At 60.3% G+C, this 17,516-nt stretch carries 20 protein-coding genes and 1 tRNA gene; 10 read left to right on the plus strand and 11 right to left on the minus strand.

From position 1 onward, the window contains the following. The first annotated feature begins 380 nt into the window (after positions 1–380). Positions 381–1,187: a hypothetical protein gene (locus tag AC1D06_RS23160; RefSeq protein ID WP_477988159.1), complete on the plus strand. Its 807-nt coding sequence runs from the start codon at positions 381–383 to the stop codon at positions 1,185–1,187. An 82-nt stretch (positions 1,188–1,269) separates the two neighbouring features. Here the strand turns inward: AC1D06_RS23160 and AC1D06_RS23165 are convergent, their stop codons facing one another. Next, a complete protein-coding gene (locus tag AC1D06_RS23165; protein ID WP_477988160.1) occupies positions 1,270–1,749 on the minus strand; it encodes an SRPBCC family protein in 480 nt (159 codons plus the stop codon). On the opposite strand from AC1D06_RS23165, the gene AC1D06_RS23170 reads away from it, so the two are divergent. Next, positions 1,730–1,984, plus strand: a complete 255-nt coding sequence (locus AC1D06_RS23170) for a hypothetical protein (RefSeq protein WP_477988161.1) — start codon at positions 1,730–1,732, stop codon at positions 1,982–1,984. The two genes, AC1D06_RS23165 and AC1D06_RS23170, sit on opposite strands and share 20 nt — an antisense overlap. Positions 1,985–2,051: 67 nt before the next feature. On the opposite strand, the gene rplS is transcribed toward AC1D06_RS23170, so the two are convergent. Next, positions 2,052–2,621 carry a 50S ribosomal protein L19 gene (gene rplS / locus AC1D06_RS23175; protein ID WP_477988162.1) on the minus strand — a complete coding sequence of 190 codons (570 nt, stop codon included), beginning with the start codon at positions 2,619–2,621 and terminating at the stop codon, positions 2,052–2,054. Positions 2,622–2,944: 323 nt separating this feature from the next. Here rplS and AC1D06_RS23180 point away from each other — a divergent pair, with 323 nt between their 5' ends. Continuing rightward, complete coding sequence (locus AC1D06_RS23180) at positions 2,945–4,399, plus strand: NCS1 family nucleobase:cation symporter-1 (RefSeq protein WP_477988164.1); 1,455 nt, start codon at positions 2,945–2,947, stop codon at positions 4,397–4,399. Between the two features lie 80 nt (positions 4,400–4,479). Here the strand turns inward: AC1D06_RS23180 and trmD are convergent, their stop codons facing one another. From trmD to AC1D06_RS23210, 6 genes are all read right to left on the minus strand, one after another. Next, entirely contained in the window at positions 4,480–5,157 is a 678-nt protein-coding gene (trmD, locus tag AC1D06_RS23185) for a tRNA (guanosine(37)-N1)-methyltransferase TrmD (protein WP_477988165.1), read from the minus strand. Then, entirely contained in the window at positions 5,158–5,721 is a 564-nt protein-coding gene (gene rimM, locus AC1D06_RS23190) for a ribosome maturation factor RimM (RefSeq protein WP_477988167.1), read from the minus strand. A gap of 100 nt (positions 5,722–5,821) precedes the next feature. After that, on the minus strand, positions 5,822–6,175 hold the full coding sequence (gene rpsP / locus AC1D06_RS23195) for a 30S ribosomal protein S16 (RefSeq protein WP_477875062.1): 354 nt from the start codon (positions 6,173–6,175) through the stop codon (positions 5,822–5,824). A 36-nt stretch (positions 6,176–6,211) separates the two neighbouring features. Then, positions 6,212–6,535, minus strand: a complete 324-nt coding sequence (locus tag AC1D06_RS23200; RefSeq protein WP_477875061.1) for a chorismate mutase — start codon at positions 6,533–6,535, stop codon at positions 6,212–6,214. An 11-nt stretch (positions 6,536–6,546) separates the two neighbouring features. After that, positions 6,547–8,112: a signal recognition particle protein gene (ffh, locus tag AC1D06_RS23205; protein WP_477988169.1), complete on the minus strand. Its 1,566-nt coding sequence runs from the start codon at positions 8,110–8,112 to the stop codon at positions 6,547–6,549. Between the two features lie 234 nt (positions 8,113–8,346). Continuing rightward, positions 8,347–9,114, minus strand: coding sequence for a hypothetical protein (locus AC1D06_RS23210; RefSeq protein WP_477988170.1), 768 nt, complete (start codon positions 9,112–9,114; stop codon positions 8,347–8,349). An 87-nt stretch (positions 9,115–9,201) separates the two neighbouring features. Here AC1D06_RS23210 and AC1D06_RS23215 point away from each other — a divergent pair, with 87 nt between their 5' ends. The 7 genes from AC1D06_RS23215 (at position 9,202) to AC1D06_RS23245 (ending at position 15,745) form a co-directional block, all read left to right on the plus strand. Next, a complete protein-coding gene (locus AC1D06_RS23215; RefSeq protein ID WP_477875055.1) occupies positions 9,202–10,200 on the plus strand; it encodes an MBL fold metallo-hydrolase in 999 nt (332 codons plus the stop codon). Positions 10,201–10,302: 102 nt separating this feature from the next. Further along, a complete protein-coding gene (gene dapF, locus AC1D06_RS23220) occupies positions 10,303–11,208 on the plus strand; it encodes a diaminopimelate epimerase (protein ID WP_477988171.1) in 906 nt (301 codons plus the stop codon). Further along, a complete protein-coding gene (gene mtaB, locus AC1D06_RS23225; RefSeq protein ID WP_477875051.1) occupies positions 11,205–12,476 on the plus strand; it encodes a tRNA (N(6)-L-threonylcarbamoyladenosine(37)-C(2))-methylthiotransferase MtaB in 1,272 nt (423 codons plus the stop codon). The genes dapF and mtaB overlap by 4 nt, the downstream gene beginning before the upstream one ends. Positions 12,477–12,488: 12 nt before the next feature. After that, complete coding sequence (gene ftsY / locus AC1D06_RS23230; RefSeq protein WP_477988172.1) at positions 12,489–14,000, plus strand: signal recognition particle-docking protein FtsY; 1,512 nt, start codon at positions 12,489–12,491, stop codon at positions 13,998–14,000. A 63-nt stretch (positions 14,001–14,063) separates the two neighbouring features. After that, complete coding sequence (locus tag AC1D06_RS23235; RefSeq protein ID WP_477988206.1) at positions 14,064–14,738, plus strand: septation protein A; 675 nt, start codon at positions 14,064–14,066, stop codon at positions 14,736–14,738. Next, positions 14,731–15,315, plus strand: a complete 585-nt coding sequence (locus tag AC1D06_RS23240; RefSeq protein ID WP_477988173.1) for a DUF2585 domain-containing protein — start codon at positions 14,731–14,733, stop codon at positions 15,313–15,315. The genes AC1D06_RS23235 and AC1D06_RS23240 overlap by 8 nt, the downstream gene beginning before the upstream one ends. Before the next feature lie 314 nt (positions 15,316–15,629). Then, positions 15,630–15,745, plus strand: a tRNA-OTHER gene (locus AC1D06_RS23245). A gap of 186 nt (positions 15,746–15,931) precedes the next feature. On the opposite strand, the gene AC1D06_RS23250 is transcribed toward AC1D06_RS23245, so the two are convergent. The 3 genes from AC1D06_RS23250 to AC1D06_RS23260 are packed head-to-tail and all read right to left on the minus strand — an operon-like array spanning position 15,932 to position 17,480. Beyond that, positions 15,932–16,543 (minus strand): DsbE family thiol:disulfide interchange protein, encoded by a 612-nt coding sequence (locus AC1D06_RS23250; protein WP_477988174.1) that lies wholly within the window; start codon positions 16,541–16,543, stop codon positions 15,932–15,934. After that, entirely contained in the window at positions 16,540–16,713 is a 174-nt protein-coding gene (gene ccmD / locus AC1D06_RS23255) for a heme exporter protein CcmD (RefSeq protein ID WP_477988176.1), read from the minus strand. The genes AC1D06_RS23250 and ccmD overlap by 4 nt, the downstream gene beginning before the upstream one ends. Beyond that, positions 16,710–17,480, minus strand: a complete 771-nt coding sequence (locus tag AC1D06_RS23260; RefSeq protein WP_477988178.1) for a heme ABC transporter permease — start codon at positions 17,478–17,480, stop codon at positions 16,710–16,712. Before AC1D06_RS23260 ends, ccmD begins: the two co-directional genes overlap by 4 nt. Between the last annotated feature and the right edge of the window lie 36 nt (positions 17,481–17,516).

Genomic DNA, 17,516 nt, shown 5'->3' on the forward strand with positions numbered 1-17,516 from the left:
TGGTTATCGGATTTGGACGGTCTCAGATGGTCGCGTCAGCGAAGCTCGCCGATCTGGCAGGTAGGGTGAAGCCCGAGAGGCCACGGCAGCGAGAAATCAAACCCGCCGAACCAGAATAAGCAAACCCAAGCGTCGGGCCGGGAGAACTATAAGCCTGACGACTTCAACCGCTCCAACCGCCCGGTGCGGACCCGCATGCCGGGTGGTGTGGGAGGGGCGGAGCTGATTGGCTCCCCCCTATCCCGATTTATGAGACGCCCTGTAACAAACGCTTTATGGTCGTCTCGACTGGACTGAGTAGCAACCAACATTGGCCCGGTGGTCGGGTCTGAAAAATGGAAGGCGAAATTTCGGCACGTTCCGCCAGGGAACTGCTTCAAATGCTGGCTGGCGCATCCAATCTCCATCGCGATGCGCGTGAGGACATAAAACTCACAATTTACCAAAGATGGCGGGATGGCACTGACCTCGATCCGCTCATTGATCTTCTCAAATCCGAAGCAGAAGACGACCAGCTCGACGCTGCGTTCTATCTGATAGAGGTCGTTCCACGGCACGACACAATCACGCAACTCGCTGTGGCGTTTGCAGATCACCGGCTTTCCTACTGCCGCAAGGCTTTTGCCGGGTACATCACGAATACCGGGCTCTATAGTGAGGCAATCGCTGCCGGTCTGGCGAAATGCCTGAAGGATGCCAACCCCTTCGTCAGATCGGAAACGATCAACTGGGCAGTCTACGCGGCGGACGACAGGTTCGACGATTTCTCACGACGGATAAGGGGCATGTCGGACCCCGAAGGACTGGGCTTCCGGGGCCTGAGCATCGCAAGGCGGCTGCGCGAGGACGAACGTGTCAAAGCGATCAGGCAAAGCATGCCGGAAGAAGACAGTTTCGTTTTCGATTATCTGCAGATCTTTGAAAGACGTTTGATGCGTTATGTGGCAGGGCGAAAGCCTGGAGAGCCAGTCATAGCGGCCACGCCGATCGTCTACGATGAGTTCGAGATCGGCGTTGTCGGCGAAGCTTACGACAATCTCGGCATGCTCAAAGGCCGTCTGCCTCCCAAAGAAGTCCCGCCACATGTCACGGACGACCAACTGCAGGACATGATCAATCGAGCAAACGACAGCATCAATCATCGTAAGCTGGATCAGCGAGCCATCGACATGGCCCGACTGGAGTGATTGCGTCTTCGGATTCTGAGTGATCAACCTCGTCGCTACGCACAAAGCCCGGCCTGCCCGGGCTTTTCGTTTCGCGGTGACGTCACCTTGCCGTCCAGGCCGAGATCGCTTCCAGCCGTGCGGCAAGCTTATCAAAGCATTCCTGCCAACCTTCGATATTGCTGTCGCGCCGCTCGACGGTCTCCAAACCTTCCTGCATGAAATGCATCTCCGTGCGGCCGTTTGATGCGACGAAATCGACGCTGACCGTCGTGCGCGGTCCGATTTCGGCGCCAAGTCCCTGCGTCAGCGTCATCACCAGCCGTTCGCCCGGCCGGATCTCGCGAAAATCGCCATATTCGAGATAGACCTGACCCTCGTTCGAGCGCATTTCCACCTGCCAGCGGCCGCCGGGAACCGGAACGGCCTCGACGAGCGTCACCTCGAAACCATCGGGAGCAAACCAGTTGCGCAGGCCATCTGCCGTGACCCATTGGTCGAACACTGTCCTTGCCGGTGCGTCGAATGCGCGATCGATGACGACGTCGATATTGGAGCCGTCCGTGGTGTCGCCTAAGCGCATCGCCTTTCTCCCGTCAGATCTCGTGACCGCTAAACCAGTCGCGCGGATCATAGGTTCCGACGGCGGAAATCACCATGGCTTACCCGACATCACCGAAGACACCGCCCGAGGGCAGACCATGATCCGCGATGGCGAGTTTGACCGCGATGGCGGCGCCTTCAACCGGTGTGCGACTGCCGCGAAAGCCATTGAAATCTGTGGCGACACGGCCTGGTGCGGCTGGCAGCCAAGCTGACGGATGGTAGATACCAAAAAAGCGGCACCCGAAGGCACCGCTTTTCAATCCGGTCAAGCCGTAATCTTTATTCAGCCTTGGTCTCGGCAGCTGCAGCTTCAGCGGCAGCGGCTTCGGCAGCGGCCTTCTCGGCGGCAGCCTTTTCAGCTGCAGCGGCGGCTTCCGCAGCAGCCTTTTCGGCAGCCAGGGCCTGGGCAGCGGCAAGCTTCTCGGCTTCGATACGAGCCTTCTCAGCCTGCAGCGCCTGGCGTTCGCCTTCGTTCAGCTTGCGGGCGCGGGCATTGGTGTTCTCGACGATACGGGCAGCCTTGCCGCGCAGGTCGCGCAGGTAATAGAGCTTGGCGCGACGGACCTTACCGCGGCGGACGATCTCGACGCCTTCAACCATCGGCGAATAGACCGGGAATACGCGCTCGACGCCTTCGCCATAGGAGATCTTGCGGACGGTGAAGTTCTCCGAAAGACCCGAGCCAGAACGGCCGATGCAGACGCCTTCATAGGCCTGGACGCGGGTGCGCGAACCTTCGACGACGCGCACATTGACGCGGACCGTGTCGCCCGGGGAAAAATCGGGAAGCGTGCGCTTGGCGGCAATCTTGGAAGCCTGTTCGGCTTCCAGCTGTTCAATWATGTTCATGTCAACCTCGTTGTGGTTCAACAGCCAGAGCGCCGAAACTACCTTTGGTCACGCCTCCGGTAGTGCCTTGGAAGGCAAAGCGATACATCTGTTCTTCATTGGTGGTTGATGGGAAAGTCCCATTCCGGGCGCGCACATAACCGATTGCCGGCCTTTTGTCACCCCCTTGTCATGCAGAATCCTGCCAAAGGCTCGAAAAACGACCGTAATATGCTTTGTCACAAAACTGCAATTGTTGAAAATATGATTAAATAATTGTCATATGCACAATATGAGAGCAGATTCCTTCATGGATCAATTTTCGATCCGGGAGGGGACTGACCATGACCATCAGCAATCCATCACCCTCGTTATATAACGAGGACCTTGCGCCCGCAGAAGACAGAAAATGGGGCGCCTTCAGTATCTTCAACGTCTGGACATCGGACGTTCATAGCCTCTGGGGCTATTATCTTGCCGCCAGCCTTTTCCTGCTCTGCGGCAGCTTCATCAATTTCGTCCTCGCCATCGGCACCGGCTCGCTGGTGATTTTCTGCCTGATGAGCCTGGTCGGCAATGCCGGGGTAAAGACCGGCGTGCCCTTCCCGGTTCTGGCCCGCGCCTCCTTCGGTACCTTCGGCGCCAATGTGCCGGCGCTGGTCCGCGCCATCGTCGCGTGCTTCTGGTATGGTGCACAGACATCCGCCGCCTCCGGCGCTATCGTGGCGCTGCTGATCCGCAGCCCCGGCATGCTGTCCTTCCACCAGAACAGCCACATGCTCGGTCACTCGACGCTGGAAGTCATCTGCTACGTCATCGTCTGGGCGCTGCAATTGCTGATCATCCAGCGCGGCATGGAGACGGTGCGGAAATTCCAGGATTGGGCCGGACCGGCGGTCTGGATCATGATGCTTCTCCTGGCGATCTACCTGGTCATTCGTTCCGGCACCTTCTCCTTCGGCAGCGAGATCCCGCATGACGTGCTGCTCGCCAAGACCAAGGATGCCGGCGTGCCGGGTGATCCCGGCTCCTTCGCTGCACTTTGTGCCGTGGCCGCGACCTGGATCACCTATTTCGCCGCGCTCTACCTGAACTTCTGCGATTTCTCGCGTTACGCCAAGGATGTGAAGACGCTGAGGACCGGCAATCTCTGGGGCCTGCCGATCAACCTGCTCGCCTTCTGCCTCGTCGCCGGCGTTACCACGACGGCCGCCTACAAGGTTTATGGCGACGTGCTGCTGCATCCGGATGCAATCTCGGCCAAGTTCGACAACTGGTTCCTGGCGCTGCTCGCAGCACTGACCTTCGCGGTGGCGACACTCGGCATCAATGTCGTGGCCAATTTCGTCTCACCGGCCTTCGACTTCTCCAATGTCTTCCCGCGCCAGATCAGCTTCAAGCGCGGCGGTTATATCGCAGCGGCGATTGCGCTGGTGCTTTATCCCTTCGCGCCCTGGGACACGGGAGCGGCGCATTTCGTCAACTTCATCGGCTCCACCATGGGTCCGATCTTCGGCGTGATGATGGTCGATTATTATCTGATCCGTAGCGGCCGTCTGAACGTCGACGCGCTCTACCGCGAGGAGGGCGAGTTCAAGTTCCAGGGCGGCTGGCATGCCAATGCCTTCATCGCCTTCGTCATCGGCGCCCTGTTCTCGTCGATCCTGCCGACCTTCACCAGCATCCTGCCGGCATGGTGGGGCACCTATGGCTGGTTCTTCGGCGTGGCGATCGGCGGCGTGGTCTACTATGCCCTGCGGATCGGCGCACGGCAGAAGATGGCGCAAGCCGCCGAATGACGATCTGAATACAGATGCCCGGCTTCGGCCGGGCATTTTCTTCGAGCATATTCTACGTGCTAAAACAGGCGCGATGCGCCTCAGCCACCCAAAAGGTCCGGCCGCCGCTCGGCGGTCAGCTTTCGGGCCTGCTCCAGCCGCCATTTGTCGATCTTCGCATGATTGCCGGAGGTCAGGATATCAGGGATTTCCAGCCCCTCGAAAACCTGCGGCCGCGTATAGTGTGGATGTTCGAGCAGGCCATGCTCAAAACTCTCATGCGTGCCGGAGTCCGGATTGCCCATCACGCCCGGCAGCACCCGGACCACCGCATCGAGCAGCACCATAGCAGCGGGCTCGCCGCCGGATAATATATAGTCGCCTATGGAAACCTCTTCAAGATGACGTGCATCGATCACCCGCTGGTCGACACCCTCGAACCGGCCGCAGATGATGACGATGCCCTCACCGGCAGCAAGCTCGCGCACCCTCGCCTGCCTCAGCGGCTTTCCCCGCGGACTCATCAGCAGCCGGGGCCGGCCATCTTCGGCAACCGAATCGATGGCGCGGGCCAGCACGTCAGGCCTGAGCACCATGCCGGCGCCACCGCCGGCTGGAGTGTCATCGACGCTTCTGTGCTTGTCGGTGGCGAAGTCGCGGATTTGCACTGCCTCGAGCGACCAGTCGCCACGTTGCAGCGCCTTGCCGGAAAGCGATTCACCCAGAAAACCGGGAAACATCTCCGGATAGAGCGTCAGGATGGAGGCGCGGAAGGCCATTCAGCCTTGCTTCCCGTCTTTGTCGTCGTCCTCGACGAGACCGGCCGCCACGGGATCAATCAGGATCGTTCCGCCCTCGAAATCGATCTCCAGCACCGAAGTTTCCGAGAAGGGGATGAGCTGCGCCCGCTTGCCTTCCTTCGTCAGTTCCAGAATATCGCCGGCTCCGAAATCGAAGATCGCCGAAATGACGCCGTAGGAATTGCCCTCGGCATCGAGCGCCTCCAGGCCTTCCAGGTCAGCATAGAAATATTCCTCGTCATCCAGTTCGTCGTCATCAAGAGTATCGCGCTCGACATAGAGCTCGGTGCCGTTGAGTTTTTCGGCCTCGGTGCGATCGTTGATGCCGCGGAAACGCAGAATGACGACTTCCTTCTGCTGCCGCGCGTCGAGGATTTCGAAGGAGCGGCCATCGGCGCCGTAGAGCGTGCCATATTCCTCGATGGCGATCGGGTCCTCGGTGAAGGATTTCACCCGCACCTCGCCGCGCAGACCTTGCGCTGCACCAATTACGCCCATCAGCACTGGGTTTTCGAGGATGACTTCAGGTTTCTTGGTGTTCATGCGGACGATCCGGCAAAGGTCAGATGATCTCACTATAGCAAAAACAAAATCCTCCGCGCGAGCCCGCGCGGAGGATTTTTGTTGCATTGCGGCAAGCCGATTATTCAGCGGCGGCTTCGGCAGCCTTGGCAGCCTTTTCCTTGGCGCGTTCCTGGGCCTTCTTGCCCGGTTCGCCCTTGGCTGGGTTGCTGCGGGCTTCGCGCTTGGCAAGGCCGGCATCGTCGAGGAAGCGCAGAACGCGGTCGGTCGGCTGGGCACCGTTGTCGAGCCAATGCTTGACGCGCTCGCCGTTGATCACGATGCGGGCGGCGTCGTCCTTGGCAAGCATCGGGTTCCAGGAACCGAGCTTCTCGATGAAGCGGCCGTCACGCGGCGAACGCGCATCGGCAACGACGACATGGTAATACGGACGCTTCTTGGAGCCGCCGCGGGCGAGACGAATTTTCAGTGACATCTTGTTCTCCTTGATCTTTGTGTCGCTGGCCGCCTCTCACGAAGCGGTATTCTCCTTGATGCCGCCGATATCGGCAGCGATTGCCTCATGATGCCGAATGACTTCCTTGATGATGAAATTCAGGAATTTCTCGGCAAAATCAGGGTCCAGATCGCTGTCCTTGGCGAGCTGCCGGAGACGGTTGATCTGGTATTCCTCGCGCGCCGGGTCGGCCGGCGGCAAATCATAAGTCGCTTTCAGTACGCCCACCGCCTTGGTGCAGCGGAAGCGTTCGGCCAGCATATGCACGAGCGCCGCGTCGATATTGTCGATCGACCGGCGATAGCCGGCGAGCTGGGTCCTTATCTCCGGATCGCTCATCAATCCGTTCCTCACTTCTTCTTCGGCAGGCCGGAAAGGCCGGGAAATCCGCCGCCAAGGCCGGGCAGCTTGGGTCCGCCGAGACCCGGCAGGCCGCCGGAGCCCAGGCCGGGCAGGCCGCCGGGCTTGATGCCGGCGGCTTCCGCCTGCTTGGCCAGTTGTTCGAGCTGCTTGGGATCCATCTTGGAAAGGTCCGGCATGCCGCCGCCCATCATCCCGCCAAGACCCATTTTGTTGGCCAGCCCGCCCATCATCTGCTTCATCATGCCGCCGCCCTTGCCACCGCCCATGGCCTTCATCATGTCGGCCATGCCGCGATGCATCTTCAACAGCTTGTTGATCTCGGCGGCATCGGTGCCGGAGCCGGCGGCGATGCGCTTCTTGCGCGAATGTTTCAAAATATCGGGATTGGTGCGCTCGGCCTTGGTCATCGAGGAGATGATGGCGATCTGGCGCTTGATCGCCTTGTCGTCGAAGCCGGCGCCGGCCAGCTTGTCCTTCATGCCGCTCATGCCCGGCAGCATGCCCATGATGCCGCCCATGCCGCCCATCTTCTGCATCTGCCCGAGTTGTTCGGCGAGATCGTTGAGGTCGAACTTGCCCTTGGCCATCTTCTGGGCCATGGCCGCGGCTTTTTCCGCATCGATCGTCTCGGCAGCGCGCTCGACCAGGCTGACGATGTCGCCCATGCCGAGGATGCGGTCGGCGATGCGGCGCGGATGGAACTCTTCGAGCTCCGTCATCTTTTCGCCGGCGCCGATCAGCTTCACCGGCTTGCCGGTCACGGCACGCATGGAAAGTGCGGCGCCGCCACGGCCATCGCCGTCCATGCGGGTCAGGACAAGGCCGGTAATGCCGACGCGATCGTCGAAATTGCGGGCGAGGTTGACGGCATCCTGACCGGTCAGAGCGTCGGCAACGAGCAGGATTTCATGCGGATTGGACTTCCGCTTGATCTCCGCCATCTCGATCATCAACGGCTCATCGATATGGGTGCGGCCAGCGGTGTCGAGGATAACGACGTCATGGCCACCGAGCTTGGCGGCCTGCACGGCACGCGCGGCGATATCGACTGGCGACTGGCCGGCAATGATCGGCAGCGTATCGACATTGGTCTGCACGCCGAGCTGGCGAAGCTGCTCCTGCGCCGCCGGACGGCGCGTGTCGAGCGACGCCATCAGCACTTTCTTGCGCTCGCGGCTGGTCAGCCGGAGCGCGATCTTGCCGGTGGTCGTGGTCTTGCCCGAGCCCTGCAGGCCGACCATCATGATGACGACCGGCGCCGGCGCATTGAGATCGACCGTCGAACTCTCCGAGCCCAGCATCTCGACCAGTTCGTCATGGACGATCTTGACGACCATCTGCCCGGGCTTGATCGATTTCAAGACTTCGGCGCCGACCGCCTTGGCGCGGACGCGATCGGTAAACGAGCGGACGACTTCGAGCGCCACGTCAGCTTCCAGAAGCGCACGGCGAACTTCGCGGAGCGCAGCGGAAACATCGGCTTCCGACAGCGCCCCGCGGCCCGTCAATCCGTTCAATATGCTGCCTAGGCGTTCCTGAAGGCTCTCAAACATTCCATCATCCTCATCCGGAAAATCTTTCCCGGAACATCGGTGTCATGCCCGACCGAAACAAGAGACAAAACCAAAAAGCACCCGAGGGCGCCACGCGCTGTCGGGTGTTGACCTCCGGGATCTTTGCCCCGGTCGGCTGCTCGGTCTCGTCTCGGACTGGCAGATCGGGCGGGCTTAAACAGTAAATACCTGGGAAAGTCAAGCGCCGGTGGTTTTTTCGTCCGCTGGGGCTATTCAGAACTGATAGTCGAACATATCGACGATCAGCCGGTCGCGCTTGGCGACAAGTTCTATCAGCTCGTCGGTGTAATAATCCCGATAGGTCGCGAGCTTGCGCACTGAGGTATTCTTGTGTTCAGCCTCGTTGCGCTTGACGATCTTGAGCGCATTTTCCTTGAAGCCCAATTGTGCGCCGCGCTCGCCGACGAATTTTTGCAGCGTCTCATCAAGCATCTCGCTCTTGTAGATCTCATCGTACATCGCCCAGCGCTGCTGATAGGCGATGGCTTTATCGATCGAACCGAGATTCCATTTCCGCACGAACATCGATGGAAACGGCGTCGTGATGCGCATGAAGCGATAGGTATAAACGCCGGCAACCTCGGTCATGCGCGATGTCGCCAGCGTCTTGCCTTTCATTCTGGCGATAAAGGCCGGGTCGTGGATCGACTTCAGCCAGAGCGGAAAGGAGACTGAAGGATTGGCATGATCATAAAGCCTCGGCGCCAGATCCGGGCCTGCCGCCTCGACAACGGCCTGGTAGAAGGATTTGTCCTCGTTGGTGCCGAAAGACCAGAGGCTGACATACCAGTCCCAGGGATTGCGGATCGTAGCGAAGACAAACTTACCGCCCTTCCAGCGCAGCGGATGGACTTCGGTGATCGACGAATGCCGGCTGACCTTGACCGGCTTCTTGCCGGTAACCTTCTTCAGGACATCGAAGACATGCGTGCTGCCTGTCTTGTAGACGTCGAGATAGATCAGTTTGTCGAATTCGATCATTTAAGTCCGCTTGCATTCGAATTTTATCATGCAAGCAATTACATAGCTTGGTGGAGCAGGCAATGGACAGAGCGACGCGGGAGCAGCATGCCGGATAATATATATTACAACGGACCGAAATCCGACCATTTCAACGGCCGGCGCTTCTTCAATCCCGGCGGCATCAAGCCGCTCGGCTTCCGGGAGCTCTTGAAATGGCAGATGAACGGCCGAGGCGAGACATGGCCGCAACTCTATCCGAGTCCATTTGCCGGCGCGAAGCCCGAGCCACAGGTGAGGGGTACCGGCCTCCGGGTGACGATGATCGGCCATGCCAGCCTGCTGATCCAGGTGGCCGGTGTCAATATCCTCACCGACCCGGTCTGGTCCGAGCGCGTCAGCCCCTTCTCCTTCATCGGGCCGAAGCGGCGCAATCCGCCAGGCGTATCGCTCGACGACTTGCCGCCGATCGACCTCATCCTCGTGACCCATAATCATTATGACCATCTCGACCTGGCGTCGCTGAAGGCGCTGCATTCACGGCACAAGCCGCAGATCGTCACGCCACTCGGCAATGACGTGCTCATCCGCAGGGCCGCGCCGGATGCCAGGATCACCGTGACGGATTGGGATGACGCCACACGACTGGGCGGCAACGGCATTGTCATCCACACCGAACCTTGTCACCATTGGTCGGCACGCGGTTCACGCGACCGCCGCATGGCGCTGTGGGCGGCCTTCGTAATCGAGACGCCAGCCGGCAAAATCTACCATATTGGCGATACCGGCTTCCACGAGGGCATCAATTATCGTGCGGCAGCGAAAAAGCACGGCGGCTTCCGCCTCGCCATCCTGCCGATCGGTGCTTATGAGCCACAATGGTTCATGAAACCGCAGCACCAGAACCCGGAAGAGGCGATTGCCGGCATGCAGCTCGCAAACGCCGCGCATGCAGTCGGCCATCACTGGGGGACGTTCAAGCTGACCGACGAATATGTCGAAGAACCGGTCAAAGCGCTTGACGCCGCGCTGGAAAAGGCTGGTATCGGGCCTGAAAAATTCCGCGCCCTGAGACCGGGCGAAGCCTTCGATGTGCCGGAAATCTGATTCGGGTGCAGGGCTGGCATTTCGACCAGCTTTCCTCCATATAGAAATTCAACAAAATGTTGATATTCACACTAACTGTTGAATTGTCGCGGCCTTAAGCAGATGACCACCGACATAGCCTTCGCCAAGATGAACGGACTGGGAAACAAAATCCTGGTCGTGGACATGCGTGGCCGCAAGGACAAGGTCACGCCCGAGGCTGCCATCGCACTGGCCGCCGATCCCGACACCGCTTTCGACCAGATCATGGCGATCTACGACCCGAAGGCCGAGGGCACCGACGCCTGGATCGATATTCTCAATTGCGACGGCAGCTTTGCCCAGGCCTGCGGCAACGGTACGCGCTGTGTCGTTCAGGCGCTGGCTGCCGAAACCGGCCGCAAGACTTTCACCTTCCAGACCATCGCCGGCATCCTGAATGCCGAGGAGCATGACGATGGCCTGATCTCGGTCGACATGGGCAGACCGGAATTCGCCTGGAACAGGATTCCGTTGTCGGAAGAGTTCCACGACACGCGCCATATCGAACTGCAGATCGGCCCGATCGACAATCCCGTCCTGCATTCGCCCTCGGTCGCCTCGATGGGCAATCCGCATGCGATCTTCTGGGTCGACAAGGATGTCTGGGACTATGAGCTCGAGCGCTTCGGCCCGCTGCTTGAAAACCATCCGATGTTTCCGGAGCGCGCCAACATCACCATCGCCCGCGTCAAGTCGAAGGACGAGATCGATATCCGCACCTGGGAGCGCGGCGCGGGCCTGACGCTTGCCTGCGGTTCGGCCGCCTGCGCCACCGGCGTCTCCGCCGCCCGTACCGATCGTACCGGCCGCAACGTTGAGATCACCGTGCCGAGCGGCGGTATGGTTCGCATCCTCTGGCGCGACGACGATCATGTGGTGATGACGGGTGCGGCGGAATGGGAATGGTCGGGCACGCTCGATCCCGCGACCGGCGCCTATATGCGTGATGTCCGGGAGGCGGCAGCTCAGGGGGAAGCAGCCCAGTGACTGGCGTCGACGTCATCACCTTCGGCTGCCGGCTCAACACCTATGAATCCGAAATCATCAAGGCGGAGGCGGGCAAAGCCGGCCTCAACAACGCGCTCATTTTCAACACCTGCGCCGTCACCGGCGAAGCGATCCGCCAGGCCCGCCAGGCAATCCGCCGCGCTCGCCGCGAAAACCCCGAAACCCGGATCATCGTCACCGGCTGCGGCGCCCAGACCGAAGGTACAGCCTTCGCGGAGATGCCTGAAGTCGATGCCGTGCTCGGCAACGAGGAAAAGCTGAAGGCCGAGCACTATCGTGCCCTGCCCGATTTCGGCGTCGCCGCCTCGGAAAAACTCGTCGTCAACGATATCATGAGCGTGCGCGAGACCGCGCCGCAGATGGTAAAGCTGATCGACGGCCATGTCCGCGCTTTCATCCAGGTGCAGAACGGCTGCGACCATCGCTGTACCTTCTGCATCATCCCCTATGGCCGCGGCAATTCCCGCTCCGTGCCGATGGGCGCCGTCGTCGACCAGGCGCAGATGCTGGCCGAGAGCGGCTATCGCGAAATCGTGCTGACCGGCGTCGACGCCACCAGCTATGGCGCCGACCTGCCCGGCCAGCCCTCGCTCGGGCAACTCGGCAAGTCGATTCTCAAGCATGTGCCCGAAATCAGCCGGCTGAGACTGTCCTCTATCGACAGCGTCGAGGCCGACGATCATCTCTGGGACCTGATTGCCGACGAGCCGCGCTTCATGCCGCATCTGCATCTCAGCTTGCAGCATGGCGACAACCTGATCCTCAAGCGCATGAAGCGCCGCCACAGCCGCGAGGATGCCATCGCCTTCACCGCGCGCGCGAAAAGCCTGCGGCCGGAGATCAGCTTCGGTGCCGACATCATTGCCGGCTTTCCGACCGAAACCGAAGACATGTTCGAGAACTCGGTTCTGCTGGCCGAGCAGTGCGGCATCGCCAAGCTGCACGTCTTCCCCTATTCGCCGCGCCCAGGCACACCCGCCGCACGCATGCCGCAATTGGACCGCAGCCTGATCAAGGACCGCGCCGCCCGCCTGCGCGCCAAGGGCGAGGCGCTTCACGCCGCCCATCTCGCCGGCATGGTCGGCAAGAGTGTCAGCATGCTTGTCGAAAACACCGGCATGGCGCATACGGAAAATTTCACACTTGTCGATGGCATGGGCCTACCGCCGCGCACGCTTGCACGCGCGCGCATTGCAGCCCACAATGGCAAGCATCTGATCGCAGAAGCGCTGCGCGAAGCAGCCTGACGGGACGAATTCATGGCGCTCGGTTTCATCAAGAAGATCTTTTCTTTCGGCAAGGAGGAGAAACCGGCAACTCCCGTCGAGGAGGCAAAGTCCGGCGCCCTGGCGGATGACGGTCTACCCGAGGCCGCGGAAACATTGATTGTCCCCGATCACCTTGACCGCGAGGACGAGGAGAACGTGGCGTCTGAGCTGGAGGCGCAGGCCGATTCGATCGCTGCCTTCGAGGAGACGATCGAGGAAGAGCCGGCGACCACGCCTGAAGACTCTAATGAGCCTGTCGCCATTCAGGAACCCATCGACGACAGCGATCTGCCGGAAGCCGCCGAAACGCTCATCATCCCTGATCAATTGGATGAGCAGGACAATGACCTGGCAGATGAGGCGGATGCCCAGGCCGACTCGGTAGCCGAATTCAGCCAGGCGATCGAGGATGAAGAACCGCCGACAGCGGAGCCGTCGACGCCTGTCGCACCCATTATTGCTGAGCCCGAGAGCCCGAAGGAATGGCCGGAATCCGGCGAACGAATCCTCCCGGCCGGCTTCGCCAGCGCCGCCGACCGGATTGCGCAAACGGACGCGCCCGTCGAACCGGAGCGTCGCCGCTCCTGGCTGGAGCGCCTCCGCTCAGGCCTCGCCCGCACCTCCGCCCAGCTGACCTCGCAGATCACCTCGCTGTTCACCAAGCGCAAGCTGGACGACGAGACGCTGCAGGATCTCGAAGACCTGCTGATTCAGGCCGACCTCGGCGTCGAGACAGCGCTCAGGATCACCGATACGCTCGCCTCGGAACGCTATGGCAAGGATGTCTCCGGTGAAGACGTCACCCGCATCATGGCCGGCGAAATCACCAAAGCCCTGTCGCCGGTCGCCAAGCCGCTGGAACTCGACCTGAAGCACAAGCCGCATGTCATCCTCGTCGTCGGCGTTAACGGCACCGGCAAGACCACCACGATCGGCAAGCTCGCCGCCAAGCTGACGCGTAGCGGCCTAAAGGTCATGCTCGCCGCCGGCGACACGTTTCGCGCTGCGGCAATCGAGCAGTTGCATATCTGGGCAAACCGTACCGGCGCAGACATCGTCTCGACCAAGCTGGGCGCCGATGCCGCCGGCCTTGCCTATGAAGCCTATGAAAAGGCGCTTGCCAGCGGCCACGACGTGCTGATCATCGACACTGCCGGCCGGCTGCAGAACAAGACCGAGCTGATGGCCGAGCTCGAAAAGATCGTCCGCGTGCTCGGCAAGCTCGATCCCGACGCGCCGCACACCGTGCTGCAGACGCTCGACGCCACGACCGGCCAGAATGCGCTGAGCCAGGTGGAAATCTTCCGCAACATTGCGGGCGTCTCCGGCCTGATCATGACCAAGCTCGACGGCACCGCGCGCGGCGGCATTCTCGTCGCCATCTCCGCCAAGCACAAGCTGCCGGTCTATTTCATCGGCGTCGGCGAAGGCGTCGACGATCTCGAACCCTTCAATGCCAGGGATTTCGCCGAGGCGATCGCCGGCATTCCCGCGAACAAATAGCGCTTTCCAGCCGTTACGCATCCGACTATAGCGAGGCGGCTGATATTCATGGAAAAGACGACAATGGCCGGAGACATCGAAACCAAGCTGCCACAGGCGCAGGCGAAGGAAAACGTGGCGCTGAAACTGGCGCTGGAACTCGGCCCACTGCTCGTCTTCTTCTTCGGCAATGCCTATGGCGAGACACTCGCCAAGAAATTTCCGTTCTTTGCGTCACTCGGCGGACCGCTTTTCGTCGCCACCGCTTTGTTCATGGCCGCGACCGTCATTTCGTTGGTCGTCTCCAAATTGGTGATCGGCAAATTGCCGCTGATGCCACTCGTTTCGGGCGTCGTCGTGCTGACTTTCGGGGCACTGTCGATCTATCTGCAGAACGAGACCTTCATCAAAATGAAGCCGACGATCATCAATAGCCTGTTCGCCATCGTGCTACTGGGCGGCCTCGCCTTCGGCCGCTCGCTGCTCGGCTATGTCTTCAACTCCGCCTTCCAGCTCGACGATGAAGGCTGGAACAAGCTGACACTGCGCTGGGGCTTGTTCTTCGTTTTTCTGGCTATCCTCAACGAACTCGTCTGGCGCAGCGCCAACTGGTATTACCTGCCGGACGTCAAGGCGGCGGACAATCTCTGGGTCAACTTCAAGGTCTGGGGCACAATGCCCATCACCTTCCTGTTCACGCTCACCCAGCTGCCGCTGATCATGAAGCATTCGCTCGAAGGCAAGGACGCGAATGGTTGAAAGCCATGTGGATTGGCGGCGGCAGATCGCCTATAGCCTGCTGATTCTTCTGACCATTCTGCTGGTCCAGATCGTCACCGAACACCAGATGGGCCGCGTCTGGACCTGCGCCTGCGGCACGATCAAACTGTTCGAGCCCGCGGTCCACTCTTCCGGCAATTCCCAGCAGATTTCCGACTGGTATACGCCAAGCCACATTATTCACGGCTTTCTGTTCTACGGCCTGACCTGGCTCTTCCTGCGTCGCCAGCCGATCGCACTGCGTCTCGGCATCGCCGCGCTGATCGAAACCGCCTGGGAAATCCTGGAAAACAGCCCTATCATCATCGACCGCTACCGCGCCGGCACCATCGCCTATGACTATGTCGGCGATTCCATCCTCAATTCGTCGATGGACACGGTGTTCATGGCCATCGGCTTCCTGTTGGCATGGCGGCTGCCGATCTGGCTGACGGTTACTCTGGCGCTGACAGCCGAGATTGCGACCGGCGTCCTCATCCGTGATAATTTGACGCTCAACGTGATCATGCTGATCTGGCCGATCGAGGCGATCAAGGCTTGGCAGTCTGCGTTGTAGGGTTCAGGCGGCAAGTCGGCTCGGCTGCACCTCAAAAAGCACATCAGCACTCAACATCGGTCCAGTTCCTGCTGCAGGAAATCTCTGAACTGGTCAGCCGTGACGGGCATGCTTCCGACGGACTGCACCGGGAAGACGCCAACGAGCGTGCCCTTTTCGAAGCTGCTCAGAAACTCTTCAACGAGCTCGTAAAGATCAATTCGCCGAACTTCATAATCACGGAATTCCTCGGTCCGTACGGGCCAGGAGATCAGGGCAGAAGTGATCGAACTAACGCTGTTGCGACAGAAAAAATAAAGAGCTACCCTTCGTGGGCGCCTGTGTCGGAAGAATAGGTAGACGTGCAGGGACTACTGGATGATCTCCGTGTATTTCATCCGGGAAACGTGTTGGGTAACCAGTGCGGGTTCGAATCCCGTCAGGCGCACCAAAGGCCGCAACATGATACCTGGTCTGAAACCTTCAACGATCGCATCGGGGCGGTGTTAGGCGCCCATGCATCATCATGGTAAAGGTCCCAGAGTTCTTCCCGGTCATCACGTGTATTTGGCGAGCTCCGGAGCTGATAGCGAGACGACTGCGTCGGCCTGCTCGGGATGAATCGGCGACGCATAGGTCAGGAACTCGACTTCTTGCCCAGCGCCTTCTCCACCTCGGGCAGCAACTCGTTCTGCACGGAATTGTCGTCGAACGGCCCGACATGCTTGTAAAGGATCACGCCCGAAGGGCTGACGAGGAAGGATTCCGGCACGCCGTAAACACCCCAGTCGATCGCCGCAGCACCTTTGGGATCGACGCCGATTGCCTTGAACGGATTGCCGAGTTCGCCGAGAAAGCCAAGCGCGGCGTCCGGTCGATCCTTGTAGTTGATGCCGACGATGTTAAGCTGATCGTCGCGTGACAACCCTAGAATCACCGGATGCTCCTGGCGGCACGGAATGCACCAGGAGGCCCAGACATTGACGAGCGTGAGCTTGCCCTTGATCGCCGCCGACGTCAGCGCCGGCACCGGCTTGCCGTTGGAAATGGCGCCATCGAGAGCGGCGAGATTCAGGGCGGGTGCCTCTTTACCAAGCAAAGCGGAGGGCAATGAAGACATATCCTTGCCTTCGAATTGCTCTTTAATGACCACGCCAAATCCTGCGAGAACGATCAATACGACAATCAGCGGCGCGATTCTGCCCAAACGATTTCCCGGCGTACGCTCTGCTTTTATTTCGGAACTCACGTCCGGTCTCCCGTCGCTGGCTCCGCAGAGCGGCGGCGGATGCCCTGCGCCTCAAGCCGCTTCAACTCGCGCTGCAAACGGCCGCTATCGAACAGGATCACCCCGATGGTGATGGCCAGCACCACGACGGAAATGCCCCAGGCGGAATAGACGTAAAAAGCATGGCTCATCGTGCTTCGCCTCCGGCCTGCGCGGCGCGGGCGGCGTTGCGGCGCATCACGGCAATCCGGCGGCGCCAGATTTCGTTGCGCATTGCCATCAGATGCAGGGTGAAGAACAACAGCGTAAAGGCCACAGCCATGATCAGCAGCGGCCTGAGAAATTCCGGGTCGATCGTCGGGCCATCGAGGCGGAAGACGCTTTCCGGCTGGTGCAGCGTGTTCCACCAATCGACCGAGAACTTGATGATCGGGATGTTGACGAAGCCGACGAGAATCATCACCGCGCTGACCCGCGCGGCCCGACCGGGATCATCCATCGCCCGATTGAAGGCGATCAGGCCGAGATACATCAGGAACAGGATGAAGACCGAGGTCAGCCGCGCATCCCACACCCACCATGTGCCCCACATCGGCTTGCCCCAGAGCGAACCGGTGACCAGTGCTAGGAATGTGAAGGCGGCCCCGATGGGGGCCGCAGTCTTCGCCGCGACATCGGCCAGCGGATGCCGCCAGACGAGCGTGCCGAGCGCCGCGACCGCCATGATCGTGTAGCACATCATCGACAGCCAGGCCGACGGCACGTGGATATACATGATCCGAACCGTCTCACCCTGCTGATAGTCACCCTCGGTCGAGAAGCTCAAATAGACGCCAACGATGAAACAAAGAACCGTCAATCCTGCGAGCCAGGGCAGGACTTTTCCGGCCACCGCGATGAACCGCGTCGGATTGGCAAGCGAGGTCAGTTTCGAAGGCGCGACGGTGGTTTCGGTCATGCCCGCTCTCTTATCTTGTTTGGCCGAAGGCTGCAA

The sequence above is a fragment of the Rhizobium sp. P2_G2 genome (assembly GCF_056403555.1).

What these genes read in the sequence shown, in the direction of transcription:
- AC1D06_RS23160 (WP_477988159.1), top strand. Translation starts at nt 381, where the DNA reads ATGCTGGCTGGCGCATCCAATCTCCATCGCGATGCGCGTGAGGACATA.
- AC1D06_RS23165 (WP_477988160.1), bottom strand. Translation starts at nt 1,749, where the DNA reads ATGCGCTTAGGCGACACCACGGACGGCTCCAATATCGACGTCGTCATC.
- AC1D06_RS23180 (WP_477988164.1), top strand. Translation starts at nt 2,945, where the DNA reads ATGACCATCAGCAATCCATCACCCTCGTTATATAACGAGGACCTTGCG.
- trmD (WP_477988165.1), bottom strand. Translation starts at nt 5,157, where the DNA reads ATGGCCTTCCGCGCCTCCATCCTGACGCTCTATCCGGAGATGTTTCCC.
- rimM (WP_477988167.1), bottom strand. Translation starts at nt 5,721, where the DNA reads ATGAACACCAAGAAACCTGAAGTCATCCTCGAAAACCCAGTGCTGATG.
- rpsP (WP_477875062.1), bottom strand. Translation starts at nt 6,175, where the DNA reads ATGTCACTGAAAATTCGTCTCGCCCGCGGCGGCTCCAAGAAGCGTCCG.
- AC1D06_RS23200 (WP_477875061.1), bottom strand. Translation starts at nt 6,535, where the DNA reads ATGAGCGATCCGGAGATAAGGACCCAGCTCGCCGGCTATCGCCGGTCG.
- ffh (WP_477988169.1), bottom strand. Translation starts at nt 8,112, where the DNA reads ATGTTTGAGAGCCTTCAGGAACGCCTAGGCAGCATATTGAACGGATTG.
- AC1D06_RS23210 (WP_477988170.1), bottom strand. Translation starts at nt 9,114, where the DNA reads ATGATCGAATTCGACAAACTGATCTATCTCGACGTCTACAAGACAGGC.
- AC1D06_RS23215 (WP_477875055.1), top strand. Translation starts at nt 9,202, where the DNA reads ATGCCGGATAATATATATTACAACGGACCGAAATCCGACCATTTCAAC.
- dapF (WP_477988171.1), top strand. Translation starts at nt 10,303, where the DNA reads ATGACCACCGACATAGCCTTCGCCAAGATGAACGGACTGGGAAACAAA.
- ftsY (WP_477988172.1), top strand. Translation starts at nt 12,489, where the DNA reads ATGGCGCTCGGTTTCATCAAGAAGATCTTTTCTTTCGGCAAGGAGGAG.
- AC1D06_RS23235 (WP_477988206.1), top strand. Translation starts at nt 14,064, where the DNA reads ATGGCCGGAGACATCGAAACCAAGCTGCCACAGGCGCAGGCGAAGGAA.
- AC1D06_RS23240 (WP_477988173.1), top strand. Translation starts at nt 14,731, where the DNA reads ATGGTTGAAAGCCATGTGGATTGGCGGCGGCAGATCGCCTATAGCCTG.
- ccmD (WP_477988176.1), bottom strand. Translation starts at nt 16,713, where the DNA reads ATGAGCCATGCTTTTTACGTCTATTCCGCCTGGGGCATTTCCGTCGTG.
- AC1D06_RS23260 (WP_477988178.1), bottom strand. Translation starts at nt 17,480, where the DNA reads ATGACCGAAACCACCGTCGCGCCTTCGAAACTGACCTCGCTTGCCAAT.